21 protein-coding genes are annotated in these 18,197 nt (G+C 69.0%); 12 read left to right on the forward strand and 9 right to left on the reverse strand.

Annotated elements, in window-relative coordinates:
* The 4 genes from narH to AVR91_RS42695 all read left to right on the forward strand — a co-directional run bounded on the left by narH (window position 1) and on the right by AVR91_RS42695 (window position 3,664).
* Entirely contained in the window at window positions 1-1,626 is a 1,626-nt protein-coding gene (gene narH / locus AVR91_RS05570) for a nitrate reductase subunit beta (RefSeq protein WP_063271476.1), read from the forward strand.
* Window positions 1,623-2,342: a nitrate reductase molybdenum cofactor assembly chaperone gene (narJ, locus tag AVR91_RS05575; protein WP_063271475.1), complete on the forward strand. Its 720-nt coding sequence runs from the start codon at window positions 1,623-1,625 to the stop codon at window positions 2,340-2,342. Before narH ends, narJ begins: the two co-directional genes overlap by 4 nt.
* On the forward strand, window positions 2,339-3,079 hold the full coding sequence (gene narI / locus AVR91_RS05580) for a respiratory nitrate reductase subunit gamma (protein ID WP_063271474.1): 741 nt from the start codon (window positions 2,339-2,341) through the stop codon (window positions 3,077-3,079). Before narJ ends, narI begins: the two co-directional genes overlap by 4 nt.
* Window positions 3,080-3,226: 147 nt before the next feature.
* A complete protein-coding gene (locus AVR91_RS42695) occupies window positions 3,227-3,664 on the forward strand; it encodes a CBS domain-containing protein (RefSeq protein WP_158077385.1) in 438 nt (145 codons plus the stop codon).
* Between the two features lie 87 nt (window positions 3,665-3,751).
* Here AVR91_RS42695 and AVR91_RS05590 read toward each other — a convergent pair whose 3' ends face one another.
* Together AVR91_RS05590 and AVR91_RS05595 are read right to left on the reverse strand one after the other, a co-directional pair.
* The gene (locus AVR91_RS05590; protein WP_063271472.1) at window positions 3,752-4,201 is read right to left on the reverse strand and encodes a GyrI-like domain-containing protein; all 450 of its coding nucleotides are present in this window, start codon (window positions 4,199-4,201) and stop codon (window positions 3,752-3,754) included.
* 19 nt (window positions 4,202-4,220) lie between these two features.
* A complete protein-coding gene (locus AVR91_RS05595; protein ID WP_211282634.1) occupies window positions 4,221-5,183 on the reverse strand; it encodes a saccharopine dehydrogenase family protein in 963 nt (320 codons plus the stop codon).
* A 176-nt stretch (window positions 5,184-5,359) separates the two neighbouring features.
* Between AVR91_RS05595 and AVR91_RS05600 the strand changes: the two genes are divergently transcribed.
* Window positions 5,360-5,698 (forward strand): nucleoside triphosphate pyrophosphohydrolase family protein, encoded by a 339-nt coding sequence (locus AVR91_RS05600; RefSeq protein WP_063271470.1) that lies wholly within the window; start codon window positions 5,360-5,362, stop codon window positions 5,696-5,698.
* Window positions 5,699-5,789: 91 nt separating this feature from the next.
* Complete coding sequence (locus tag AVR91_RS05605) at window positions 5,790-6,620, forward strand: helix-turn-helix domain-containing protein (RefSeq protein ID WP_063271469.1); 831 nt, start codon at window positions 5,790-5,792, stop codon at window positions 6,618-6,620.
* Between the two features lie 23 nt (window positions 6,621-6,643).
* On the opposite strand, the gene AVR91_RS05610 is transcribed toward AVR91_RS05605, so the two are convergent.
* A complete protein-coding gene (locus AVR91_RS05610; protein WP_063271468.1) occupies window positions 6,644-7,591 on the reverse strand; it encodes a helix-turn-helix transcriptional regulator in 948 nt (315 codons plus the stop codon).
* A 32-nt stretch (window positions 7,592-7,623) separates the two neighbouring features.
* Window positions 7,624-7,986 (reverse strand): nuclear transport factor 2 family protein, encoded by a 363-nt coding sequence (locus tag AVR91_RS05615; RefSeq protein ID WP_063271467.1) that lies wholly within the window; start codon window positions 7,984-7,986, stop codon window positions 7,624-7,626.
* Window positions 7,987-8,147: 161 nt separating this feature from the next.
* Here AVR91_RS05615 and AVR91_RS05620 point away from each other — a divergent pair, with 161 nt between their 5' ends.
* From AVR91_RS05620 to AVR91_RS05630, 3 genes are read left to right on the forward strand one after another with little or no spacing between them, the layout of a single operon-like run.
* Window positions 8,148-9,203, forward strand: coding sequence for an aldo/keto reductase (locus AVR91_RS05620; RefSeq protein ID WP_063271487.1), 1,056 nt, complete (start codon window positions 8,148-8,150; stop codon window positions 9,201-9,203).
* An 11-nt stretch (window positions 9,204-9,214) separates the two neighbouring features.
* The gene (locus AVR91_RS05625) at window positions 9,215-9,913 is read left to right on the forward strand and encodes an SDR family NAD(P)-dependent oxidoreductase (protein WP_063271466.1); all 699 of its coding nucleotides are present in this window, start codon (window positions 9,215-9,217) and stop codon (window positions 9,911-9,913) included.
* Window positions 9,910-10,275, forward strand: a complete 366-nt coding sequence (locus AVR91_RS05630) for a nuclear transport factor 2 family protein (protein WP_158077386.1) — start codon at window positions 9,910-9,912, stop codon at window positions 10,273-10,275. The genes AVR91_RS05625 and AVR91_RS05630 overlap by 4 nt, the downstream gene beginning before the upstream one ends.
* Here AVR91_RS05630 and AVR91_RS05635 read toward each other — a convergent pair.
* On the reverse strand, window positions 10,272-10,730 hold the full coding sequence (locus tag AVR91_RS05635; RefSeq protein ID WP_063271464.1) for a nuclear transport factor 2 family protein: 459 nt from the start codon (window positions 10,728-10,730) through the stop codon (window positions 10,272-10,274). The genes AVR91_RS05630 and AVR91_RS05635 overlap by 4 nt on opposite strands.
* An 84-nt stretch (window positions 10,731-10,814) precedes the next feature.
* Here AVR91_RS05635 and AVR91_RS05640 point away from each other — a divergent pair, with 84 nt between their 5' ends.
* Window positions 10,815-11,414, forward strand: coding sequence for a TetR/AcrR family transcriptional regulator (locus AVR91_RS05640; RefSeq protein ID WP_063271463.1), 600 nt, complete (start codon window positions 10,815-10,817; stop codon window positions 11,412-11,414).
* Here AVR91_RS05640 and AVR91_RS05645 read toward each other — a convergent pair.
* Entirely contained in the window at window positions 11,375-12,565 is a 1,191-nt protein-coding gene (locus tag AVR91_RS05645; protein WP_063271462.1) for a globin domain-containing protein, read from the reverse strand. The genes AVR91_RS05640 and AVR91_RS05645 overlap by 40 nt on opposite strands.
* A 250-nt stretch (window positions 12,566-12,815) precedes the next feature.
* Between AVR91_RS05645 and AVR91_RS05650 the strand changes: the two genes are divergently transcribed.
* Both AVR91_RS05650 and AVR91_RS05655 read left to right on the forward strand, forming a co-directional pair.
* Window positions 12,816-13,700 (forward strand): universal stress protein, encoded by an 885-nt coding sequence (locus AVR91_RS05650; RefSeq protein ID WP_063271461.1) that lies wholly within the window; start codon window positions 12,816-12,818, stop codon window positions 13,698-13,700.
* 35 nt (window positions 13,701-13,735) lie between these two features.
* Window positions 13,736-16,378, forward strand: coding sequence for a cation-translocating P-type ATPase (locus tag AVR91_RS05655; RefSeq protein ID WP_228709141.1), 2,643 nt, complete (start codon window positions 13,736-13,738; stop codon window positions 16,376-16,378).
* Window positions 16,379-16,389: 11 nt separating this feature from the next.
* Here the strand turns inward: AVR91_RS05655 and AVR91_RS05660 are convergent, their stop codons facing one another.
* The 3 genes from AVR91_RS05660 to AVR91_RS05670 all read right to left on the reverse strand — a co-directional run bounded on the left by AVR91_RS05660 (window position 16,390) and on the right by AVR91_RS05670 (window position 18,108).
* A complete protein-coding gene (locus tag AVR91_RS05660) occupies window positions 16,390-16,941 on the reverse strand; it encodes a GNAT family N-acetyltransferase (RefSeq protein WP_063271459.1) in 552 nt (183 codons plus the stop codon).
* The gene (locus AVR91_RS05665; RefSeq protein WP_063271486.1) at window positions 16,938-17,534 is read right to left on the reverse strand and encodes an Rv1733c family protein; all 597 of its coding nucleotides are present in this window, start codon (window positions 17,532-17,534) and stop codon (window positions 16,938-16,940) included. Before AVR91_RS05665 ends, AVR91_RS05660 begins: the two co-directional genes overlap by 4 nt.
* Before the next feature lie 166 nt (window positions 17,535-17,700).
* Complete coding sequence (locus AVR91_RS05670) at window positions 17,701-18,108, reverse strand: Hsp20/alpha crystallin family protein (RefSeq protein WP_063271458.1); 408 nt, start codon at window positions 18,106-18,108, stop codon at window positions 17,701-17,703.
* Between the last annotated feature and the right edge of the window lie 89 nt (window positions 18,109-18,197).

An 18,197-nucleotide genomic window follows, 5' to 3' on the forward strand; every position in this document is an offset into this window, starting at 1 on the left:
ATGCGCATCCGCGCCCAGGTCGCGATGGTGATGAACCTCGACAAGTGCATCGGCTGTCACACCTGTTCCGTGACCTGCAAGCAGACGTGGACCAACCGCGAAGGCACCGAGTACGTCTGGTTCAACAACGTCGAGACCAAACCCGGTATCGGTTACCCCAAGCACTACGAGGACCAGGAACGCTGGAAGGGCGGCTGGAAGCTCGACAAGAAGGGACGACTGGTCCTGCGCTCCGGCGGCCGCGCGAAGCGGCTTTCGCGGATCTTCGCCAATCCCGACCTTCCGACGCTCGAGGACTATTACGAGCCCGCGACCTTCGACAAGGATGTCCTCGTCACCGCGCCCGTCGGGCTCACCGACACCCCGGTCAAGCAACCGAGGTCGGCTCTCACCGGGGAACCGATGAGCCTCGAATGGGGCGCGAACTGGGAGGACGGCCTCGGCGGCGCCCACGAACGCGCCGGGACCGACCCCAACATCACCGCGATGGATCCCGACGCGGCGGCACGGGTGAAGTTCGAGTTCGAGAAGACCTTCATGTTCCACCTGCCGCGGATCTGCGAGCACTGTCTCAACCCCGCCTGCGTTTCGGCCTGTCCGTCGGGCTCGATGTACAAACGCGAGGAGGACGGCATCGTCCTGGTCGACCAGGACCGTTGCCGCGGCTGGCGGATGTGCGTGAGCGCCTGTCCCTACAAGAAGGTCTACGTCAACCACGCCACCGGCAAGGCCGAGAAGTGCACCTTCTGCTTCCCGCGCATCGAAGCAGGCCAGCCCACCATCTGTTCGGAGACCTGCGTCGGCAGGCTGCGCTATCTGGGGCTGCTCTTCTACGACGAGGACGCGGTGCTCGCCGCCGCCTCCGTCGAGGACGAGCAGGAACTCCTGGCCGCGCAACGAGCGGTGTTCCTCGACCCGCACGATCCCGAGACGGTGCGCCTGGCGACCGAGGCGGGGCTGCCCGAGGAGTGGGTGCTCGCCGCGCAGGCCTCGCCGGTGTGGAAGCTGATCAGCGAGTACCAGATCGCTTTGCCGCTGCACCCGGAATACCGCACCCTGCCGATGGTCTGGTACGTCCCGCCGCTCTCCCCCGTGCTGGACGCCGTCAACGCCGCGGGGCGCGACGACACCGACGCCGACGACGTCTTCCACACCATCCGTGATCTGCGGATCCCCGTGGAATACCTCGCCGAACTGTTCACCGCGGGCGACGCCGACGCGGTGGCCGGCGTGTTGATGAAGCTCGCCGCGATGCGTTCCTACATGCGCGCCCGCACCCTCGACGGCACCGTCGCCGAGGAACTCTGCGAGGCCGTCGGCATGTCCGGCAAGGAGATCGAGGCGATGTACCGGCTGCTCGCGATCGCCAAGTACGACGAGCGCTACGTCATCCCCGCCGCCTACGCCAGGGACGCTGCCGCGCTCGAAGCACAGGCGGCGTCCACTTCGGACTGTTCGCTGGACTGCACCGGCGGCCCCGGGATGACCGAATCGGCCGCCACTGCGGAACGGTTCCACCTGGTGACCGACGACCAGCAGGTCCGCCCGGGCCGCCGGAGCCTGTTCGCCCGCCGCGGCGACGGCAGGCTCGGCCTGACCATCGACCCCACCGGAGGCCGCTCATGACCGCGCCCGAACAGTCCTTTGTGGAGGGGGCCGACCGAACCCGGCTGTTCGAACTCGCCTCGGTGCTGCTCACCTACCCCGACGCCGCACTGATCGGGGCGGGGAAGGAACTGATCTCCGCCGTCGGCGACATCACCCACGACGAGGTGCGGGAACAACTCACGACGTTCCTCGGCTGGTTCCTGACCACCGACTCCCTCCAGGTCGAGACCCACTACGTCCGCACGTTCGACCTGCGCCGCCGCTCGGGGCTGTACCTGACCTACTACCTGCACGGCGACACCCGCAAGCGCGGCATCGCCCTGCTCACCCTCAAACAGCGCTACCGCGCCCACGGCCTGCGCCTGACCGCCGGCGAGCTGCCCGACCTGCTGCCGGTGGTACTCGAGTTCGCCGCGGTCGCCGGCCCGGGCGACGGCGAGGCTCCGCTGCGCCAGCACCGCCAGGGCCTGGAGCTCCTGCGGTCCACTTTGGACGAAAGCGGATCGCCCTACCGGCACCTGCTCGAAGCGGTCGTCGCCGCGTTGCCTCCCCTGACCGAGGCCGACCGGGACACGATCCGCGCGCTCGCCGAAGACGGCCCGCCCGTGGAATCGGTCGGGCTCGCGCCATACGGCACCGATGTCGACACCATCGGCTTCGGCCCCGATCTCAGTACCGAAGCGTGTGCCCACGCACGCCCCTTCACCAATCGTTCGATGGAGAGTGTCCCGTGAGCACGTTCGTCTGGATCGTCGTCCCCTACGCCTGCCTGGCGGTGTTCGTGCTCGGCCACGTGTGGCGGTGGCGCCACGACCGGTTCGGCTGGACCACCCATACCAGCCAACTGCTGGAGAGCCGCATCCTGCGGCTGGGCTCACCGTTGTTCCATCTCGGAGCGTTCGGTGTCATCGCCGGCCACGCCATGGGCCTGCTAGTGCCCGCTTCGCTGACGGCGAAGATCGGGATCTCCGAGCACGTCTACCACGCCACCGCCGTCTGGGGCGGCACCGTCACCGGTGTCATGCTCGTGGCGGGGCTCGCCTTGCTGATCGCCCGCCGCTTCGTCAACCGCCGAGTCCGCCGGGTCACCACAACGATGGACAAGGTGCTCTACGCCGCGCTGGCCGCGATGGTGGTGCTCGGGATGACCGCCACAGTCGGGACCAACCTGTTCGGCGAGGGCTACGACTACCGCGAGACGATCGCCGTCTGGTTCCGCGGCGTCTTCTGGTTCTCTTCCGAACCGCACCTGATGACCGGAGCGCCGCTCGTCTACCAGCTGCACGCGATCGGCGGATTCCTGTTCCTCGCGCTGTGGCCCTTCACGCGGCTCGTCCACGTGTGGTCGGCGCCGCTGGCCTATCTGTGGCGGCCCTACGTCGTTTACCGCGGCCGCCGGGGGAAGCCCGCCACTCCTGCACCGACGCCGGCCACCGTGCGAGATCGAACCCTGCACGACACCCGGCGCTGAGAAGGACAGAGTCGTGACCACGGTCCGATGCCCGGCTCCGGATCCCCACTCTCACGACGAAGGCGTTGCGAAAGTGGCTTTCGCGACACAGAGCCGGCCCTGTCCGGGGCCGCGCCACGTTGGCCCTCAAGTGAAGAAGGACATGCCGTGTCTGTTTCCGCTCCGCCCGGGTTGATCGGCAAGACTGTCGGCGACGTGCTGGTGCGACAACCCAAAACGTCACCAGTGGACATTTCCGTCGATCAGGCCCGAGCCTGCTTCGCCGACGACCACGTCCACATGCTCCTGCTCACGGAGTCCGGACGTCTCATCGGCACCCTCCTCCGCACCGACCTGCCCGCGGATCTGGACGGTGCCGACCTCGCTCTGCCCCACTCGCGGATGTCGGGCCGGACGGTCACCGCGGACATGCCCGCCGAACAGGCACGCCTACTCCTCTTGGCACGCGAACAGCGGCGCCTCGCCGTGGTCGATCACGACGGCGCCATCTTGGGCCTGCTCTGCCTCAAGCGCCGTCTGACCGGGTTCTGCAGCGACGCCGACGTCTTCGCCCGTGCCTCGGAACATTCATCGCGGCTGAAGTAGGCCGACGGGTGTCGTGGGGTCCGTCAGGCGACGGGATCCCGCAGGATGGTGCGGAAGCCTTCCTGTGCCGTGCCCTGGTCGAAGTGGTCAAAATAGATCTCGTGATGGGGTCCGTTGCGGCGCAGGCCGTGAGCATCGGCGAAAGTACCGAGGCGGGCCAGCGTCGTCTTCTCCTGCGAACGGGCCGTAGTGGGTGACCTGGACGACTTTGCCTTCTGAGTACGGAAAGAGCGACAGCCCAGAGGCAGCGAGGTCGGGAGGAAGCTCGGTGTCGTCGGGTACGCGCATGAGCAGCCTCCACCGCAGGTGCTCCAGCGGCACGGTCCAGTAGAAGCCGGCGATGTCGACGTCGCCGTGTTCGGGGTCGAACCAGTAGAGCCCTTCTACCGGGGAGTCGTGGCCGAGCCGTTCGGCCGCCGCGATGAGCTTCGCTTTGCGGGCGTAGAACTTCTCGGTGCCGGGCAGCCCGGTGCCGGTCACCGCCAAAAACGTGGCGGCGTCGATGGTCGTGATTTCAGGATCGGCGGGGAAGGTCATGAAATTCTCCTCGGGTGGGTCAGAGGTCCGTGACGGTGGTGCCGTCGATGGAGGTCGCGAGCTCGGCTCCGTACGCCGACGCCGGGGTTCGATAGCCGGCGGTGAACTGTCCGGCGAGTACCCGGCGCGCGATCTCGACCGAGCTGTGCTGTGTGAACGTGTAGCCGGTGGGGGTGGTGATCAGGGACCGGGCTATCTGGCCATCGCGGCCGGTCACTTCGGCCAGAGCGTGGTAGTGACCGCGGGCACGTTCCTCCGCGGTAGGACCGTCTGTGGTGGTGGCAGGGAAGCCGTCGTCCGTGCCCAGGTAGACCTCGATGTCTGCGAGGCCGGTGGACCGCGAAGCGGTGATCAGGTCGCCCATCGGCACGGGCAGGCACTTCTCCGGGCCGGCGCCGAAGTCGAACGTCCGGGGGGTGGCCGTGTCGAGGCGGACGAGTTCGCCGGAACGGCGGACGAGGGTGCCCAGCTCTTCGATTCCGGCGGAGCTGGCGAGCGAACCGCGGGAGAAGCCGCCGGTCACGCGCAGGGCGATCGTGACCTTCTCGGGCTCGGCGACCCGGCGTGCGGTGTGCAGGGCGAGGCAGTCGCATGGGACCACGTCCCAGCCGGTCCCGGACATCAGCATGATCCCCGCGCGGCTCGCTCGCCGGTCCAGGGATTCGGCGAGGACGAAGGTGTCGAACTCCGCGGTCGTGTCGAGGTAGTGGACCCCGCTGTCAAGGCAGGCGTCCATGAGTGGCCGGGCGGTGTGCCGGAACGGGCCGGCGACGTTCAGCAGGCAGTCGATGTCTTCGAGCGCCTCACGAGCTTCGCTCGCCTCGAACGTCCGGCCCTCGACGTCGAGTTCGTTCGCGAGTTCGTCGACACGGTCGGGATCGCGGCCTGCCACGACGACGTCCAGGCCGATCGCGACGGCCCGCCTGGCGACGAGCCGTCCGGTGTAGCCGGTGGCGCCATAGACGAGAAGACGTCCGTTCACAGGGATTTCCTTTCACTGGCCGGGATTCGATGACGACGCTAGGGACGTTCCCGGACAGGTCGGGTCCGGGTAGGCCGCTCGATCGTGTGATCCGGCGGACAGCGTTTCCCGGACCCGACCTGTCCGGATTCGCGGTTACGGTCGCGTCTGTCACGACATCGACCACAGGAGACCGCATGAGCCTCGAAGACGCCGACGCCCGCGCGCTACAGGTGCGCGCGCTGTACGAACAGCTCGAAAACCGACTGCTGGGCCGCACCTGGACTTTGCCCGAGCTCGCGCTCGGATTCACCAACGACGCCGCCTACGTCGGGCGCTTGGTGCTCGCCGCGGAGCGCACCTGGGGTATCGACGGTGACGTCGACGACGAACTGCGGCACAAGCTCGCGGAATGCCTCTGGTGGGTCTTCGTCCTCGGCGACCGGCTCGGCGTGGACGTGCCGGCGGCCTATGAGTCCACTATGGACAAAATCGGCGGCGGACTCGAACGGGCGGTGCGAGGTGCGTCCTCCTAGGCGGCTCGATTCCTTGCGTGCTAACCGCGGTTCGACGTCCATGGTCCCCGCCGCGGGGCCGGGGCGACGGGGTGGCGGTAGCCTCGGCGACATGGCCGCTGCCTCCAGCACACCGCTCGGCGATTTCCTCCGAGCCAGCCGCGCCCGCCTCGACCCCGCCGACGCGGGGCTTGTCGGCGCCGGCGCCAACCGGCGGGTGGCCGGGTTGCGCCGGGAAGAGGTCGCGGTGCTGGCCGGGGTCAGTGCCGACTACTACGCCCGGCTGGAACAGGGTCGCGAGCGCAACCCCTCGGCTCAGGTCCTCGCCGCGATCGGCCAGGCGCTGCGGCTGACCACGGATGCCAAGGAACACCTCTATCGCCTGGCCGGGCTCAACCCGCGCCTCGCCGCTGCGGGTGACCGGGACGCCGTGCACCCGTCGCTGCTACAGCTGCTCGACGCGTTCCCAGCCTCGGCGGCCTACGTGCTGAGCCCTGGCTTCGACATCCTGGCCACGAACACGCTCGCCTCAGCGCTGCTGGCGCCGTTCGAGGGCATGCGGAACATGGTCCGCATCCAGTTCACCCACCCCGCCGCGAAAACGGTGTTCATCCAATGGTCGACCGTGGTCCGCGACACCGTCTACGCCCTGCGCCTCAACGCCGGGCGCTTCCCGGACGACCCGGAGATCAGTGGCCTGGTCCGGGAGATGCTGGGGATCTCCGACGACTTCCGGAAGCTGTGGGACGACCAGCTCGTCGGAGCGCTCACGCGGGCGTTCAAAGTGTTCGTGCACCCCGAAGCGGGCCGGATCGAGCTGACCTACCAGACCTTCGACGTCCACGACGCGCCAGGCCAGCAGCTGCTCGTCGGCACCGCCGACCCGGGCAGCCGCAGCGCCGAGGCCTTGGTCTTTCTCGCTTCCCTGCACGCCGGGCACTGACCCCGGAGCCCGGACGGTGAGCGTCAGCTGTTGTTCTCGGCCAGCATGAGCGCGCGCCGCCGGACCGCCTCGCGGACTTCGGCGGGGGCAAGGACGGTCAGTGGTATCGCCAGGCCGATCAGGCGCCGGGCGAGGGATTCGGCGTCGACGCCGCCGAGTTCCACGATCGTGGCGTCCGGGCCGTCGGGCCGGTGAACACCCTGAGGCGGAGGCACCGCGCGCATCGCCTCGTCGAGGTGGACGTGCAGGCGCACGACCGCGTAGAGCGGGTAGCCGCCGGCCAGGGTTTCGGCGACGAACCGGGCGGCGTCGGGCGGGTCGTCGACGCGCACGACCTGACCGGTCGGTTCGGCGCGGACGACGCGGTCGGCCCGGAAGGTCCGCCATGCGCCGCGCTCGACGTCGCGCGCCACGAAGTACCAGCGGTTCCCAGTGAACACGAGCCGATGCGGGTCCACCATGCGCGCGCTGTCGGTCCCGTGCGCGTCGCGGTAGGACAGCCGCAACCGCTCGCCGCGGCGGCAGGCCGTGGCCAGGCCGGCGAGCAGACCGGGCGACAGCGGCAGGCCGCCGGCTCGGGCGGTGTGTTCGAAGACGTCGTCCATCGCCCCGAGCTGGGAGGCGACCCGGGCGGGTAGCAGCTGCCTCAGCTTGAGCAACGCCGACAGCACAGCCTGGTCGTCGCCGAGCAAGCCGGTCTGCGCGGCCTCCCGCAGGGCGACGGTGACGGCCAGCGATTCCTCGTCGTCGAGCACCAGAGGAAGCTGCCGGTGCCCGGGCCGCATCCGATAGCCGCCCCAACGGCCGGGATCGGATTCGACGTCGTACCCGAGTTCCCGCAGCCGCGCGATGTCCCGGCGCACGGTGCGGTCGGTGACCCCCATCCGCCGGGCGAGCTCGTCGGCGGTCCAGCCCGGCCGCGACGAAAGCAGCGACAGCAAGCGAAGCAGGCGTGAGGAGGTACCGATCACGCGGTTCGACGGTAACGGACCACAGTGGACGCTCATACGTCGGCGGCGTTGTTCCACATCCGGAACGTGCTCACCCGGCCGTTCGACGCGAAGATCAGGGTCCAGAGGTTGTCGAACACCCCGAACTCGGCGTAGGTGCCTCGCCCGCGCACCGCCGCGGTATCGCCGGTGATCATCAGGATCTCCCAGTCGAAGGTCCAGCCCTTCTTCTGCCACTCGTCACGGCTTTGCCAGCCTTCGACGATTTCGTCGCGCCCGATCCAGTCGGTCTCGTACGGCCCTTCGTGGTACTCGGCGCCCTTCGTGAAGAGCGCTTCGATGTCTTCGCGCGTGCTGGTGGTCCAGGCGTGCACGTACTTCTCGATCCACTTCTCGACCACGTCGCGGTTCGGCATGGCGCTCCTTTCGATCACCCTCGATCCTCGAGCCTGCCGGCCCGCCGGAGAAGGCACGGGCTTCCTGGGTGCCGCACACCCAGGATCACGCGGCCTTCTCGCTCCGCGCGCGGCCGGGCATCGTCTTCCGTGGACACACCACATCGGACACGGAGAAGCAGATGTCACTGACCGACTACCGCACCCTCGGCCATTCGGGGCTGCGTGTCAGCCCGCTCGCACTGGGCGCCATGAACTTCGACGACGGCAGCTGGGGCTCGGCCCCCGAGACGTCGTTCGAGATCCTCGACCGCTACCTCGACGCGGGCGGGAACTTCGTCGACACCGCCAACATGTACAACGCCGGCACCTCGGAAGAGACCCTCGGCCGGTACTTCGCCGCCCGGCCGGGCCGCCGGGACCGGATGGTGCTGGCCACGAAGTTCACCGGCAGCATGAACGCGAGTGACCCCAACTCCGGTGGTGCGGGCAGGAAGGCGATCCGCTCGCAGCTCGATGACTCCCTGCGCCGGCTCGACACCGACCATGTCGATCTCTACTGGATGCACCAGTGGGACCGGCACACCCCGATCGAGGAAACACTGTCCACACTGGACGATCTCGTCCGCGCGGGCAAGGTGCACGCCATCGGCCTGTCCAACACACCGGCGTGGTGGGTCTCCGAAGCCGCCACGATCGCCCGTTTCCGCGGCTCGGTGCCGGTAGCGGCGCTGCAGGTCGAGTACTCGCTGCTCGCCCGCACCGTCGAGGGTGAGACCTTCGGTGCCGCCCGGCACTTCGGCCTTGGGATCACGCCCTGGAGCCCGCTGGCCAGTGGCGCCCTCTCCGGCAAGTACTCCCGGACCAAGACCACAGCCGAAGACTCCGGCCGCAGCGCGTACGCGGGCACGCATCTCACCGAGTCGACCTTCGTACTGCTCGACGCCTTGGAGAAAATCGCCGCCGAGCTCGGCACCACCGTCGCGGCGACCGCGCTCGCCTGGGTCCGTCAGCGCTCCGAGGTCACCTCGACCCTGATCGGCGCCCGCACCGTGGCACAGCTCGAAAGCAACCTCGCCTCGATCGAGGTCACCCTCACCGCGGAGCACGTCGCCGAGCTCGACGCTCTCACCGCACCGTCGCTGAACTACCCGCACGACGTGGCCGAGTCGATGGTCGGTTTCCAGCAGGGTGACACCACCATCAACGGCCTGTCCGCCCAAGCCTTCGTCCGCTGAAAGGAATTCTCATGACCATCACCTTCATCACCGGCGCCAACCGCGGCATCGGCTACGAAGCCGTCCGTCGGCTCGTCGGCCTCGGCCACCAGGTCCTGCTCGGCGCCCGCGACCCCGAACGCGGCGCGAAGGCCGCGGCCGAACTCGGTGCTCGGTTCGTCGCCATCGACGTCAGCGACCAGAACTCGGTCGAAGCCGCGGCCGCCGACGTCCTCGCGCACGAGGGCCGGATCGACGTCCTGGTCAACAACGCCGGCATCGCCGGACCGGTCATCACCGACATCCACGATCTCACGGCCGAAGACGCCGAACGAGTGATTCGAACCAACTACCTCGGGACGCTGCGCACCACCCGAGCTTTCCTTTCCCTGCTGGAGAAGTCGGACGCGCCGCGGATCGTCAACGTGTCCAGCAGCATGGGGTCGTTCACCCGGTCGGTGGACCCGTCGACGCTGGAGCACGCGAATCCGCTGCCCTTTTATCAGCCCAGCAAGGCAGCGCTCAACATGCTCACGCTGAAGTACGCCGAGGCCCTGCCGCGGTTCCGGGTCAACATCGCCGACCCTGGCCCCACCGCCACCGAGATCAACGGCTACCTGGGCACCCAGACCGTCACCGAAGGCTCCGACGCGATCATCGAGCTCGCCACGGTCGCACCGGACGGGCCCACCGGCACCTACCGCGACCGTGACGGCGTCGTCCCGTGGTGACCGCCGACGATCGCGCGGAGATCACCGAACTGGTCCTCGCCCGCGCACGCGCGGTCGACGACGGCGACCGGGCGGCGTTCACCGGGCTGCTGCGGGACGCCATGGTGGTGATCGGCGGCGAGGAGACGACAGGCTCCTCGATCGGCGACCTCATCGCCGAAGGTGCGCAGCCCACCCGGCATCTGGTGACCAATATGCGGATCAGCCAGGCGGGAACCGGCGCACACGTCGAGAGCTACTTCACGCTCATCGGCTCCCACCGGCTGGTCGCTTCCGGTCGTTATCGCGACCGCCTGGACCGGCACGAAGGCCGGTGGACTTTCATCCGTCACGAAATACTCGTCGATCCGGGCGTGTCCTAGATACCGGCCAGGACGGCCGGGTCTCCCTCGGTCCAGGCGTTGTCGACGGTGAGGCGCTGGACAACCCACGTCTCACCGCGCCGGATCAGGTCGACGTCGTACCGATTGGTCATGAGGACATGCCGGGAGTGATCCTCCCGGGGCAGGTGCTGGCACGCCATGATGCCCTCCAGGTGTGCGGTGTCCCCGTCGAGGCTCACCCGTGGATTGCTCAGGGAGTGCGTGGTGTCCAGATGGCTGAGCGAGCTCGACAAGGCCGCGGCGATACTGTCGCGGCCGCCCACCGGCGGGTACTCCTGCCCCGCTTTTCTCGTGGCAGGGCCGAAATCGGCCACCGCGTCCTCGGCGAACGCGGAGGCGAGCAGGTCCTTGTCCCGCAGGTCGAGACCCGCGGCGTAGCGGTAGAGGGTCTCGACGACGGCGAGCTTGTCCGCGGTGGTGCTGGTCTGCGACACGGTGCGTCCTTACGTGGCGGGATGGTGCCCTTCCGACTGTAGCCCTCTATTCGACACCTGTCGAATAGAGGTAAGCTACGCGTCATGTCCGAACTGGATCCGCGGTTCACCCGCTCGCGTCGCGCGATCGCGGACGCGCTGGCCGAACTCATGGAGCGGACCCGGGTCTGCCCGTCGGTCTCGGCCCTCGCCGACGCCGCGGGCATCCACCGGGCCACCTTCTACAACCATTTCGACTCGGTCGAGGAGGCAGCGGTGTACGTGATCGCCGACGATTTCCGCGTCCTCCATGACTTGAACATCAGCGACAGGAAGAAGGGTGCGGACCCGGCCACCGTGGCGGTCGCGACGCTGAACGCCATGCTCGACTCGCTCCGGCGGCGTGAAAGCCTCTTCCTCGTGGCATCGGCGTGGCGCTCAGCGAGCGGGCTGATGGGGATCGGCGATCTACTCCTGGATCGGCTCCGCGCTCTGCGACGCGACCTGGGTGTCGAGGATCTGGAGCCGGAGCGTCACTCGGTCGAGGACGTTTACGCGGCCTCCGGCGTGCACGGAGTCTTCTCGGCCGCGATCAGTGGGACCACCGACTGCGACCAGGAGGAGATCGCCGCCCGGCTGTACGCCCTCCTGCCGGACTGGCTTCGTCAGCCCCGGTCGAGCATTCCGGGGCCGAACACCTCGTAGTGAACGCGCTCGGCGGGCAGGCCGCGCCGAAGCAGTCCGGCGCGGATCCCGTGCATGAACGGCAAGGGACCGCACAGGTAGGCAGTGGTGCCCGGAGGCAACGGGAGCGCGTCGACGTCCATGAGACCGGGCCGTGAGCGGTCGTCGTGGTCGTGCTCGTACCAGTACAACTCCTCGACCTCGCCCAAACCCGTTGCGGCCTGGGCACATTCGCGGCGGAGCCCGTGGTGGGCGGGTGAGCGATCGGCGTGGGCGAGGATGATCGGCCGCGTCGGCTGGGTGCGGGCGAGGTGATCCAGCATGGCGGCCATCGGGGTGATCCCGATGCCCGCGCTGACCAGGAGCACCGGTCCGTCGCCGGTGTCGAGGGTCGTCTCGCCCGCGGGTGGCCCGACCAGCAGGGTGTCGTCTTCGGTCACGTGGTCGTGCAGGTGATTGGACACCGCGCCGTCCGGAGCGCCGTCGTGGCCGCGAACCCGGCGGACGGTGATCCGCAATGAGCCCCTTCCAGGGCCCTGCGACAGGGAGTACTGGCGAGGCTGGCGACGGCCGTCGGGCAGATCGACGGCGACCGAAACGTACTGGCCCGGCAGGAAATCCGGGACGGCCGCGCCGTCATCGGGCACCAGCGTGAACGACACCACGTCGACGGCCTCATCGAGGCGCTTGGCCACCCGCCAGCGTCGCCAGAGGTCGACGGGATCGAGGTCGCCACGTTCGTAGAGGCGGGCCTCGGCCGCGATCAGCCGGCAGGCGAGCAGCCAGTAGACCTCGTGCCACGCCGCGGAGACTTCAGGGGTGACCGCGGCACCGAGGACCGTGCCGACGGCGGTGAGCAAATAGTGACCGACAAGGGGGTACTGCTCGGCCCGGATGCCCAGCGACACGTGCTTGTGCGCGATCCGCTCGGCGACTCGCTCGAACGGCGCGGCGTCGTCGCCGTCGAGCAGGTGCTCGGCGAAGCCGGCGACGGCCGACGCCAGCGCGAGCTTCTGGCGGCCGTCGGCCTGGTTGCCCTGGTTGAACAGGTCGAGCAGTTCCGGATGCGCGGCGAACATCGACGAGTAGAACTCGCCGGTGATTTCCACTGCGTGCGCGCGCACGACGGGCAAGGTGGCGCGAACCACCGCGGCGGATGCTGGGGACAGCAAGGAATTCTCCTTCTTCGGGGAGTAGGACCAGGCCTCGCAAAGGCGCCGATGCGGCCACGGCCGATCTCTCGCCGATCCTGCCGGGAACGCGTTGCGGCACCTAGGGATCTTCGGCGTACTCGGCCGGGGACCTTGGTCCTTACGAAACTCGGCCGATGGCACTGGGACCGGAATTCGGGGGACGGCAAGGTGGGTGACGTGATCAGGCCCGCCCCGTGGGGCGGGGACCTACTCCCGATTCGAGGACACGATGACCGCACCAGACGTGCGACCGGTAGTGGTGGGTGTGGACGGCTCTTCTTCGGCCCTCCACGCGGCGCGCTGGGCCGCGACCGAAGCGGCAAGGCGGAAGGCGCCGTTGTCGATCACGCATGCCTGCATGCTCATCCCGGTACAGCTGCCGCCCGGGGTCGAGTTGCCGAGGCCGTACGCCGACGCGCTGACCGAACAAGGACGGGAAATACTCGCGGCCGCCGCGGATGCGGCCAGGGAAGTCGCCCCCGAGGTCGACGTGACCACCGAGCTGCGCGGCGGGGCAGCGGCCGAGCACCTCATCGGGCGATCGGCCTCGGCGGAGTTGATCGTGCTGGGCTCTCGCGGCCTTGGCGGGTTCACCGGGCTGCTGGTCGGCTCCATCGCGGTCGCGGTCGCGACGCACGGACATTGCCCGGTCGTCGTCGTCCGGGGAACGGACCGGCCACAGGACGCGCCGGTCGTCGTCGGTGTGGACGGTTCGCCGACGAGCGATGCGGCTTTGGCTTTCGCCTTCGACGCCGCCGCGGCGCGCGGTACGCGTCTGGTCGCCGTGCGCGCGTGGTCGGACTTCGCCGTGGGCAACGCCTGGGAGTTCGGCTCCGCGCTGGACTGGGAGGCCGTCCAAGCGGCGGAGGCCCGGCTGGTGGAACAGCAGCTCGACGCCTACCGGAGCAAGTACCCCGACGTGCCCGCCCAGGGTGTCGTCGTTCGCGACCGGCCGGCGCACACGTTGCTCGAACACTCCGAGGACGCCCAGCTTGTCGTTGTCGGTTCTCGAGGCCGTGGCGGTTTCCGCGGCCTGCTCTTGGGTTCCACCAGCCAGGCGCTGATCCACCACTCCGCCTCTCCGGTGGCCGTCGTCCCGCCCGCCCGACAGTGAAAACCGCACCGGCGAAGGGGCCCGCGACCCGCCAGGTGCCGGAAGTCTCCGCTCCCTGGTCCGTCGAGACCACGGAGCTCGCATCTCGCCTCGGCGTCGATCCGGGGCGAGGTCTGGACTCCTCGGACGCGAACGACCGGCTCGAGGTGACAGGTACCAACCGGCTCGCCGAGGCACCGGCCAGGCCGTGGTGGCGGGTGCTGGTGGCGCAGGTGGCCAGCCCGCTGAACCTCGTGCTCGTGGTGGCGGCCGCGTTGGCCGGCGTGGTGGAGCGGTCGTATCGGGAAGCGCTCGTCATCGGACTGGTCCTCGGTCTGAACGGCGTCCTGGGGTTCGTCCAGGAACGACGGGCAGATCGCGCCGTCGCCGCGCTGAAGAGCCTGCTCAGCCCGTCGGCCCGGGTCCGCCGTGACGGCAGGGTGACCGAGGTGCCCGCGGCCGAACTCGTGCCGGGTGACGTCGTCCTGGTGGAGGCCGGTGACCGCGTGCCCGCGGACGGCCGGGTGCTGTCGACGGTGAACCTGGAAGCCGACGAATCCGGGTTGACCGGCGAATCCGCCCCGGTGCCCAAATCCGTGGAGCCGCGGCGAAGCGAAGTGGCGCTGCCCGATCGAACGTCCATGGTCCATATGACGAGCATCGTCACGAGGGGCCGTGGCGAGCTGCTGGTCACGGGCACCGGCATGCGCACGGAGATCGGCATGGTCGCCGGGCTGCTGGAACGCACCGATTCGACACGGACGCCGTTGCAGCGGCAGCTGGACAAGCTCGGCGTGCGCCTGGCCTACCTCGCCGGCGTGGCGGTCCTGCTCGTGGCGGTACTGCAATTCGCGGCAGGCGGCGGTATCGGTGAGGTGATCACGCTGGCTGTCGCGCTCGGCGTGGCCGCCATCCCGGAAGGGCTGCCCGCGGTCGTCACGGTGACACTGGCGCTGGGAATGCGGCGCATGGCCCGTCAGCGCGCGATCGTCAAACGGCTCCCCGCGGTGGAAACCCTGGGAGCGACGACGGTCATCTGCACCGACAAGACCGGCACGCTCACGCTGAACCAGATGACCGCCCGTTCGCTGTGGTACGCCGGTCGCCGCTACCTGGTATCAGGTGAAGGCTACGGTTTCGAAGGCGCGATCACCGCCGAAGACGGTGGTGAAGTCCCCGATCTCGGTGAGCTGCTGACCACCGCGGTGCTGTGCAACGACGCCGTCGTCCAAGACGCCGCTCTGGTCGGCGATCCGACCGAGGGTGCGCTGGTGACCCTGGCGGGCAAGGCGGGGCTGGACGTCGCGGCGCTGCGCGGCGCCACTCCCCGCGTCTCCGAGATCCCCTTCGACTCCGCCCTGAAGTACATGGCGACGTTCCACCTGCACGGGCGAGCGCTCCGTGCGCACGTGAAGGGAGCGGCGGACGTACTGCTCCACCTGGCCACCCATGTGCGCCGGGAACACGGTGACGTCCCGCTCGACGACGACGAACGCCGCCGGGTCCTGGTGGAACTCGATCACCTCGCCGGACGCGGTCAACGCGTCTTGGCGATCGCGCACGGCGACACGGAGGTGCCCGTGCTGCCACCGCGATTGGTCCTGATCGGGCTGATCGGCCTGCTCGACCCGCCACGGCCGGAAGCCCGCGCCGCGGTCGCCGAATGCCATGCCTCCGGAATCGATGTCAAGATGATCACCGGTGATCACCTGGCCACCGCGACCTCGATCGCCCGCGCGGTCGGCATCGAGGGCGATGGCATGTCGGGACTGGACATCGACCGGCTCGACGACCGTGCCCTCGAACAGGCCGCGACCACCACCGGCGTGTTCGCGCGAGTGGCGCCGGAGCACAAGATCCGCATCGTCGACACGCTCAAGCGGCGAGGCGACGTCGTCGCCATGACCGGTGACGGCGTGAACGACGCACCGGCGCTCAAAGCCGCCCACATCGGTGTGGCCATGGGGATCACCGGCTCCGACGTGTCCAAGGAAGCCGCCGCGATGATCCTCACCGACGACAATTTCGCGACCATCGTCCGGGCAGTCCGCGCCGGCCGCACGATCTACGACAACATCGTCAAGTTCGTCCGCTTCCAGGTCGGCACCAATGTCGCCGCGATCCTCACCATGGTGGCGGGTTCCCTGCTGTTCAGTACCGGAACCAGCGTTCTGACACCGCTGATGTTGTTGTGGGTCAACGTGATCGCCGACGGTCCCCCGGCATTGGCGCTCGGCCTGGAACCACCACGGCGATCCGTCATGGACGAGCCACCACGACGCCCGGGAGCGCAGATCCTCAGCGCTGGACGCCTGACGCGGATCCTGTTGTCCGGACTCGTGATGGTGGCCGGCACCCTCTACGCGTTCGCCCACGGCCTGGACCGCGGCATCGAAGTGGCGCACACCCTGGCCTTCGTGACCTTCGTGATGTTCCAGTTGTTCAACATCCTCAACGTCCGCGACGAACACGCCTCGGCGTTCGGCAGGCTCCTTTTCCGTAACAGGCGGCTCTGGGCCGCACTGGGTGCGGTGCTCGCCCTGCAGATCTGCGCCGTCTACCTGCCCGCCGCGCAAGCCCTGTTCGGCACGACCGCCTTGACCGCCCTCGACTGGCTCGCCGCCACCGCGATCGCGTCTTCCGTCCTGTGGGCCGAGGAACTGCGCAAAGCGGTGTCACGCCGACGGCGGGCTCGCTGACCGAGGCCGATTCAGCGCTCTGTCCGTTCCGGGCTCTGTTCGAGTGGGACCGTCGCTTCGGCGATGCCTTGCGAGATCACCCGCTTCACGTGCGTTTCGTCGAGCAGATCGGCGACCGGCCGATTGTCGGCGAGGTAGGTGACGGTGAACCGATCGAACCCGTTACGCAGAGCCGCGACCGCGAGCCGTCGGATCAGCGCCGACGCCACGCCTGCTCGTCGCCAACGCGGGTCGACGGCCACCGCGATCTCGGCGACGCCGGGATCCTGGGTCGCCTCGTAGCGTGCGACCGCGACTCCATGTCCGTCGGGCTCCCTGGCCACCAACGCGTAGCGACGATGGAAGTCGAGCTCGGTCAGGTGCTCGAGCAGGCGGGGCGTCACCTTCGGAGGTGGCCCGCAGAACCTGCCGTGAAGCGTTCCTGCGTCGGCGTGGCGAATCGCCTCCCCCAGTTCCGCAGCGTCCGCCGAAGTGAGTCTGCGGACCGACACGGTCCGGCCGTCCCGCAGGGTCACCTTCGCGGTCTCGTCGACGTCCGCGTCGCGGGTGGACCGCCCGTTCATGAATGGCTCCACCGCCGGGACACCGTCTCCCACTCTCGCTGCCACCGGTCGATGCGCGCCCGGTCGAGGAAGAACCGGCTGACCCGGTACACCAGCCAGCTGAAGATCAGAACAGCGCCCCAGAGGCCCGCACCGGCCCCGAAGCCGCGGATGGCCGCGGCGGAGCGGGTCAGCGGTGCCTCCACCGGCTGACCGGCATCGTCGAGCCACACCGGCACCCGGGCGCCCGCCGGCGTCCCCCGCGTCGCGGGCACCTTCCCGACTCGAAGGGAGCCGTCGTGAAGCGTCCAGCGCGCCTTCACGGGCGTGGTGTCCGCGGTGGCCCCGGACCGGACCGCGATGGCGACCGGCGCTCCGGCCTCGAGCAGCATCGCTTCGGCCCGGTGCCGGACGGCGGTTTCGGCGGCCGACCTCTCCTTTCCGGCCGCGAACACCGCCGAACCCGCCGCCGCGGCGAACGGCAGTCCGGCCATCGCGATGAGCACAGCGAACACCAGGATCAGTCCCTCGAGCCGGTCCATGGACCTGGCCAGCGGGCCGTGGCCAGGATGAGCGATCCGCCAGAGTCGCAGGAAACGTGCCGGAATGTTCATCATCGGCCTCCAGCCGCTTCTCTGGGAATGGACGGTTCTCAGCGTCCCCTCACCAAGCCAAGGCCACGAGGGGCGACGGTCCCGCCTCATCGGGACCTCCAGCCCCTGCGACGACGCAAGCGCCGTCCCCCGGGCGTGGGTGACGGCGCTTGCGTTCGGCGGTCGCTCAGGCCTTGCCGACCTGGATCTTCACCTGCTTGTCCTGAGGCTCCTCCTTGTGAGGCACGGAGACTTCGAGAATCCCGTCGCTGTACTTCGCGCTGATCTTCGCTGTTTCCGCGCCGGGGGGAAGCGAGACAGTGCGGCTGAACCGGCCGTAGTAGAACTCACTGCGTCCGTGTTCGGCCGACTTCGCCTCGCGTTCGGCGTGGATGGTCAGCAGGCCGTTGTGCGCCGTGACGGAGATACCCTTATCCGGGTCGAAACCCGGGAGTTCGGCGCGCACGACGTAGTTTCCGTCCTCAGTGGACTCCTCGATGCGCACCGGGTTGTGCTCGGCGAACGGCCAGGGGTTTTCCAGCCAGGCGGCCAAACTCGGCAACGCCAGGCGGGGGCTGGACACGAGAGAGGTCATCTTCCTTCCCTTCGTCGCGATGGAAACCTCACCACTCCAGGAAACCCTTCCGAGCACGGTGCCGGAGCGGACGTTGTCCCCGAATGGGC

The organism is Amycolatopsis keratiniphila subsp. keratiniphila (assembly GCF_001620365.2).
In the GTDB taxonomy this organism is placed as follows: domain Bacteria; phylum Actinomycetota; class Actinomycetes; order Mycobacteriales; family Pseudonocardiaceae; genus Amycolatopsis; species Amycolatopsis keratiniphila.

What these genes read in the sequence shown, in the direction of transcription:
- narH (WP_063271476.1), top strand. Translation starts at nt 1, where the DNA reads ATGCGCATCCGCGCCCAGGTCGCGATGGTGATGAACCTCGACAAGTGC.
- narJ (WP_063271475.1), top strand. Translation starts at nt 1,623, where the DNA reads ATGACCGCGCCCGAACAGTCCTTTGTGGAGGGGGCCGACCGAACCCGG.
- AVR91_RS05590 (WP_063271472.1), bottom strand. Translation starts at nt 4,201, where the DNA reads ATGACCTTCCCCGCCGATCCTGAAATCACGACCATCGACGCCGCCACG.
- AVR91_RS05600 (WP_063271470.1), top strand. Translation starts at nt 5,360, where the DNA reads ATGAGCCTCGAAGACGCCGACGCCCGCGCGCTACAGGTGCGCGCGCTG.
- AVR91_RS05605 (WP_063271469.1), top strand. Translation starts at nt 5,790, where the DNA reads ATGGCCGCTGCCTCCAGCACACCGCTCGGCGATTTCCTCCGAGCCAGC.
- AVR91_RS05615 (WP_063271467.1), bottom strand. Translation starts at nt 7,986, where the DNA reads ATGCCGAACCGCGACGTGGTCGAGAAGTGGATCGAGAAGTACGTGCAC.
- AVR91_RS05620 (WP_063271487.1), top strand. Translation starts at nt 8,148, where the DNA reads ATGTCACTGACCGACTACCGCACCCTCGGCCATTCGGGGCTGCGTGTC.
- AVR91_RS05625 (WP_063271466.1), top strand. Translation starts at nt 9,215, where the DNA reads ATGACCATCACCTTCATCACCGGCGCCAACCGCGGCATCGGCTACGAA.
- AVR91_RS05640 (WP_063271463.1), top strand. Translation starts at nt 10,815, where the DNA reads ATGTCCGAACTGGATCCGCGGTTCACCCGCTCGCGTCGCGCGATCGCG.
- AVR91_RS05650 (WP_063271461.1), top strand. Translation starts at nt 12,816, where the DNA reads ATGACCGCACCAGACGTGCGACCGGTAGTGGTGGGTGTGGACGGCTCT.
- AVR91_RS05660 (WP_063271459.1), bottom strand. Translation starts at nt 16,941, where the DNA reads ATGAACGGGCGGTCCACCCGCGACGCGGACGTCGACGAGACCGCGAAG.
- AVR91_RS05665 (WP_063271486.1), bottom strand. Translation starts at nt 17,534, where the DNA reads ATGAACATTCCGGCACGTTTCCTGCGACTCTGGCGGATCGCTCATCCT.
- AVR91_RS05670 (WP_063271458.1), bottom strand. Translation starts at nt 18,108, where the DNA reads ATGACCTCTCTCGTGTCCAGCCCCCGCCTGGCGTTGCCGAGTTTGGCC.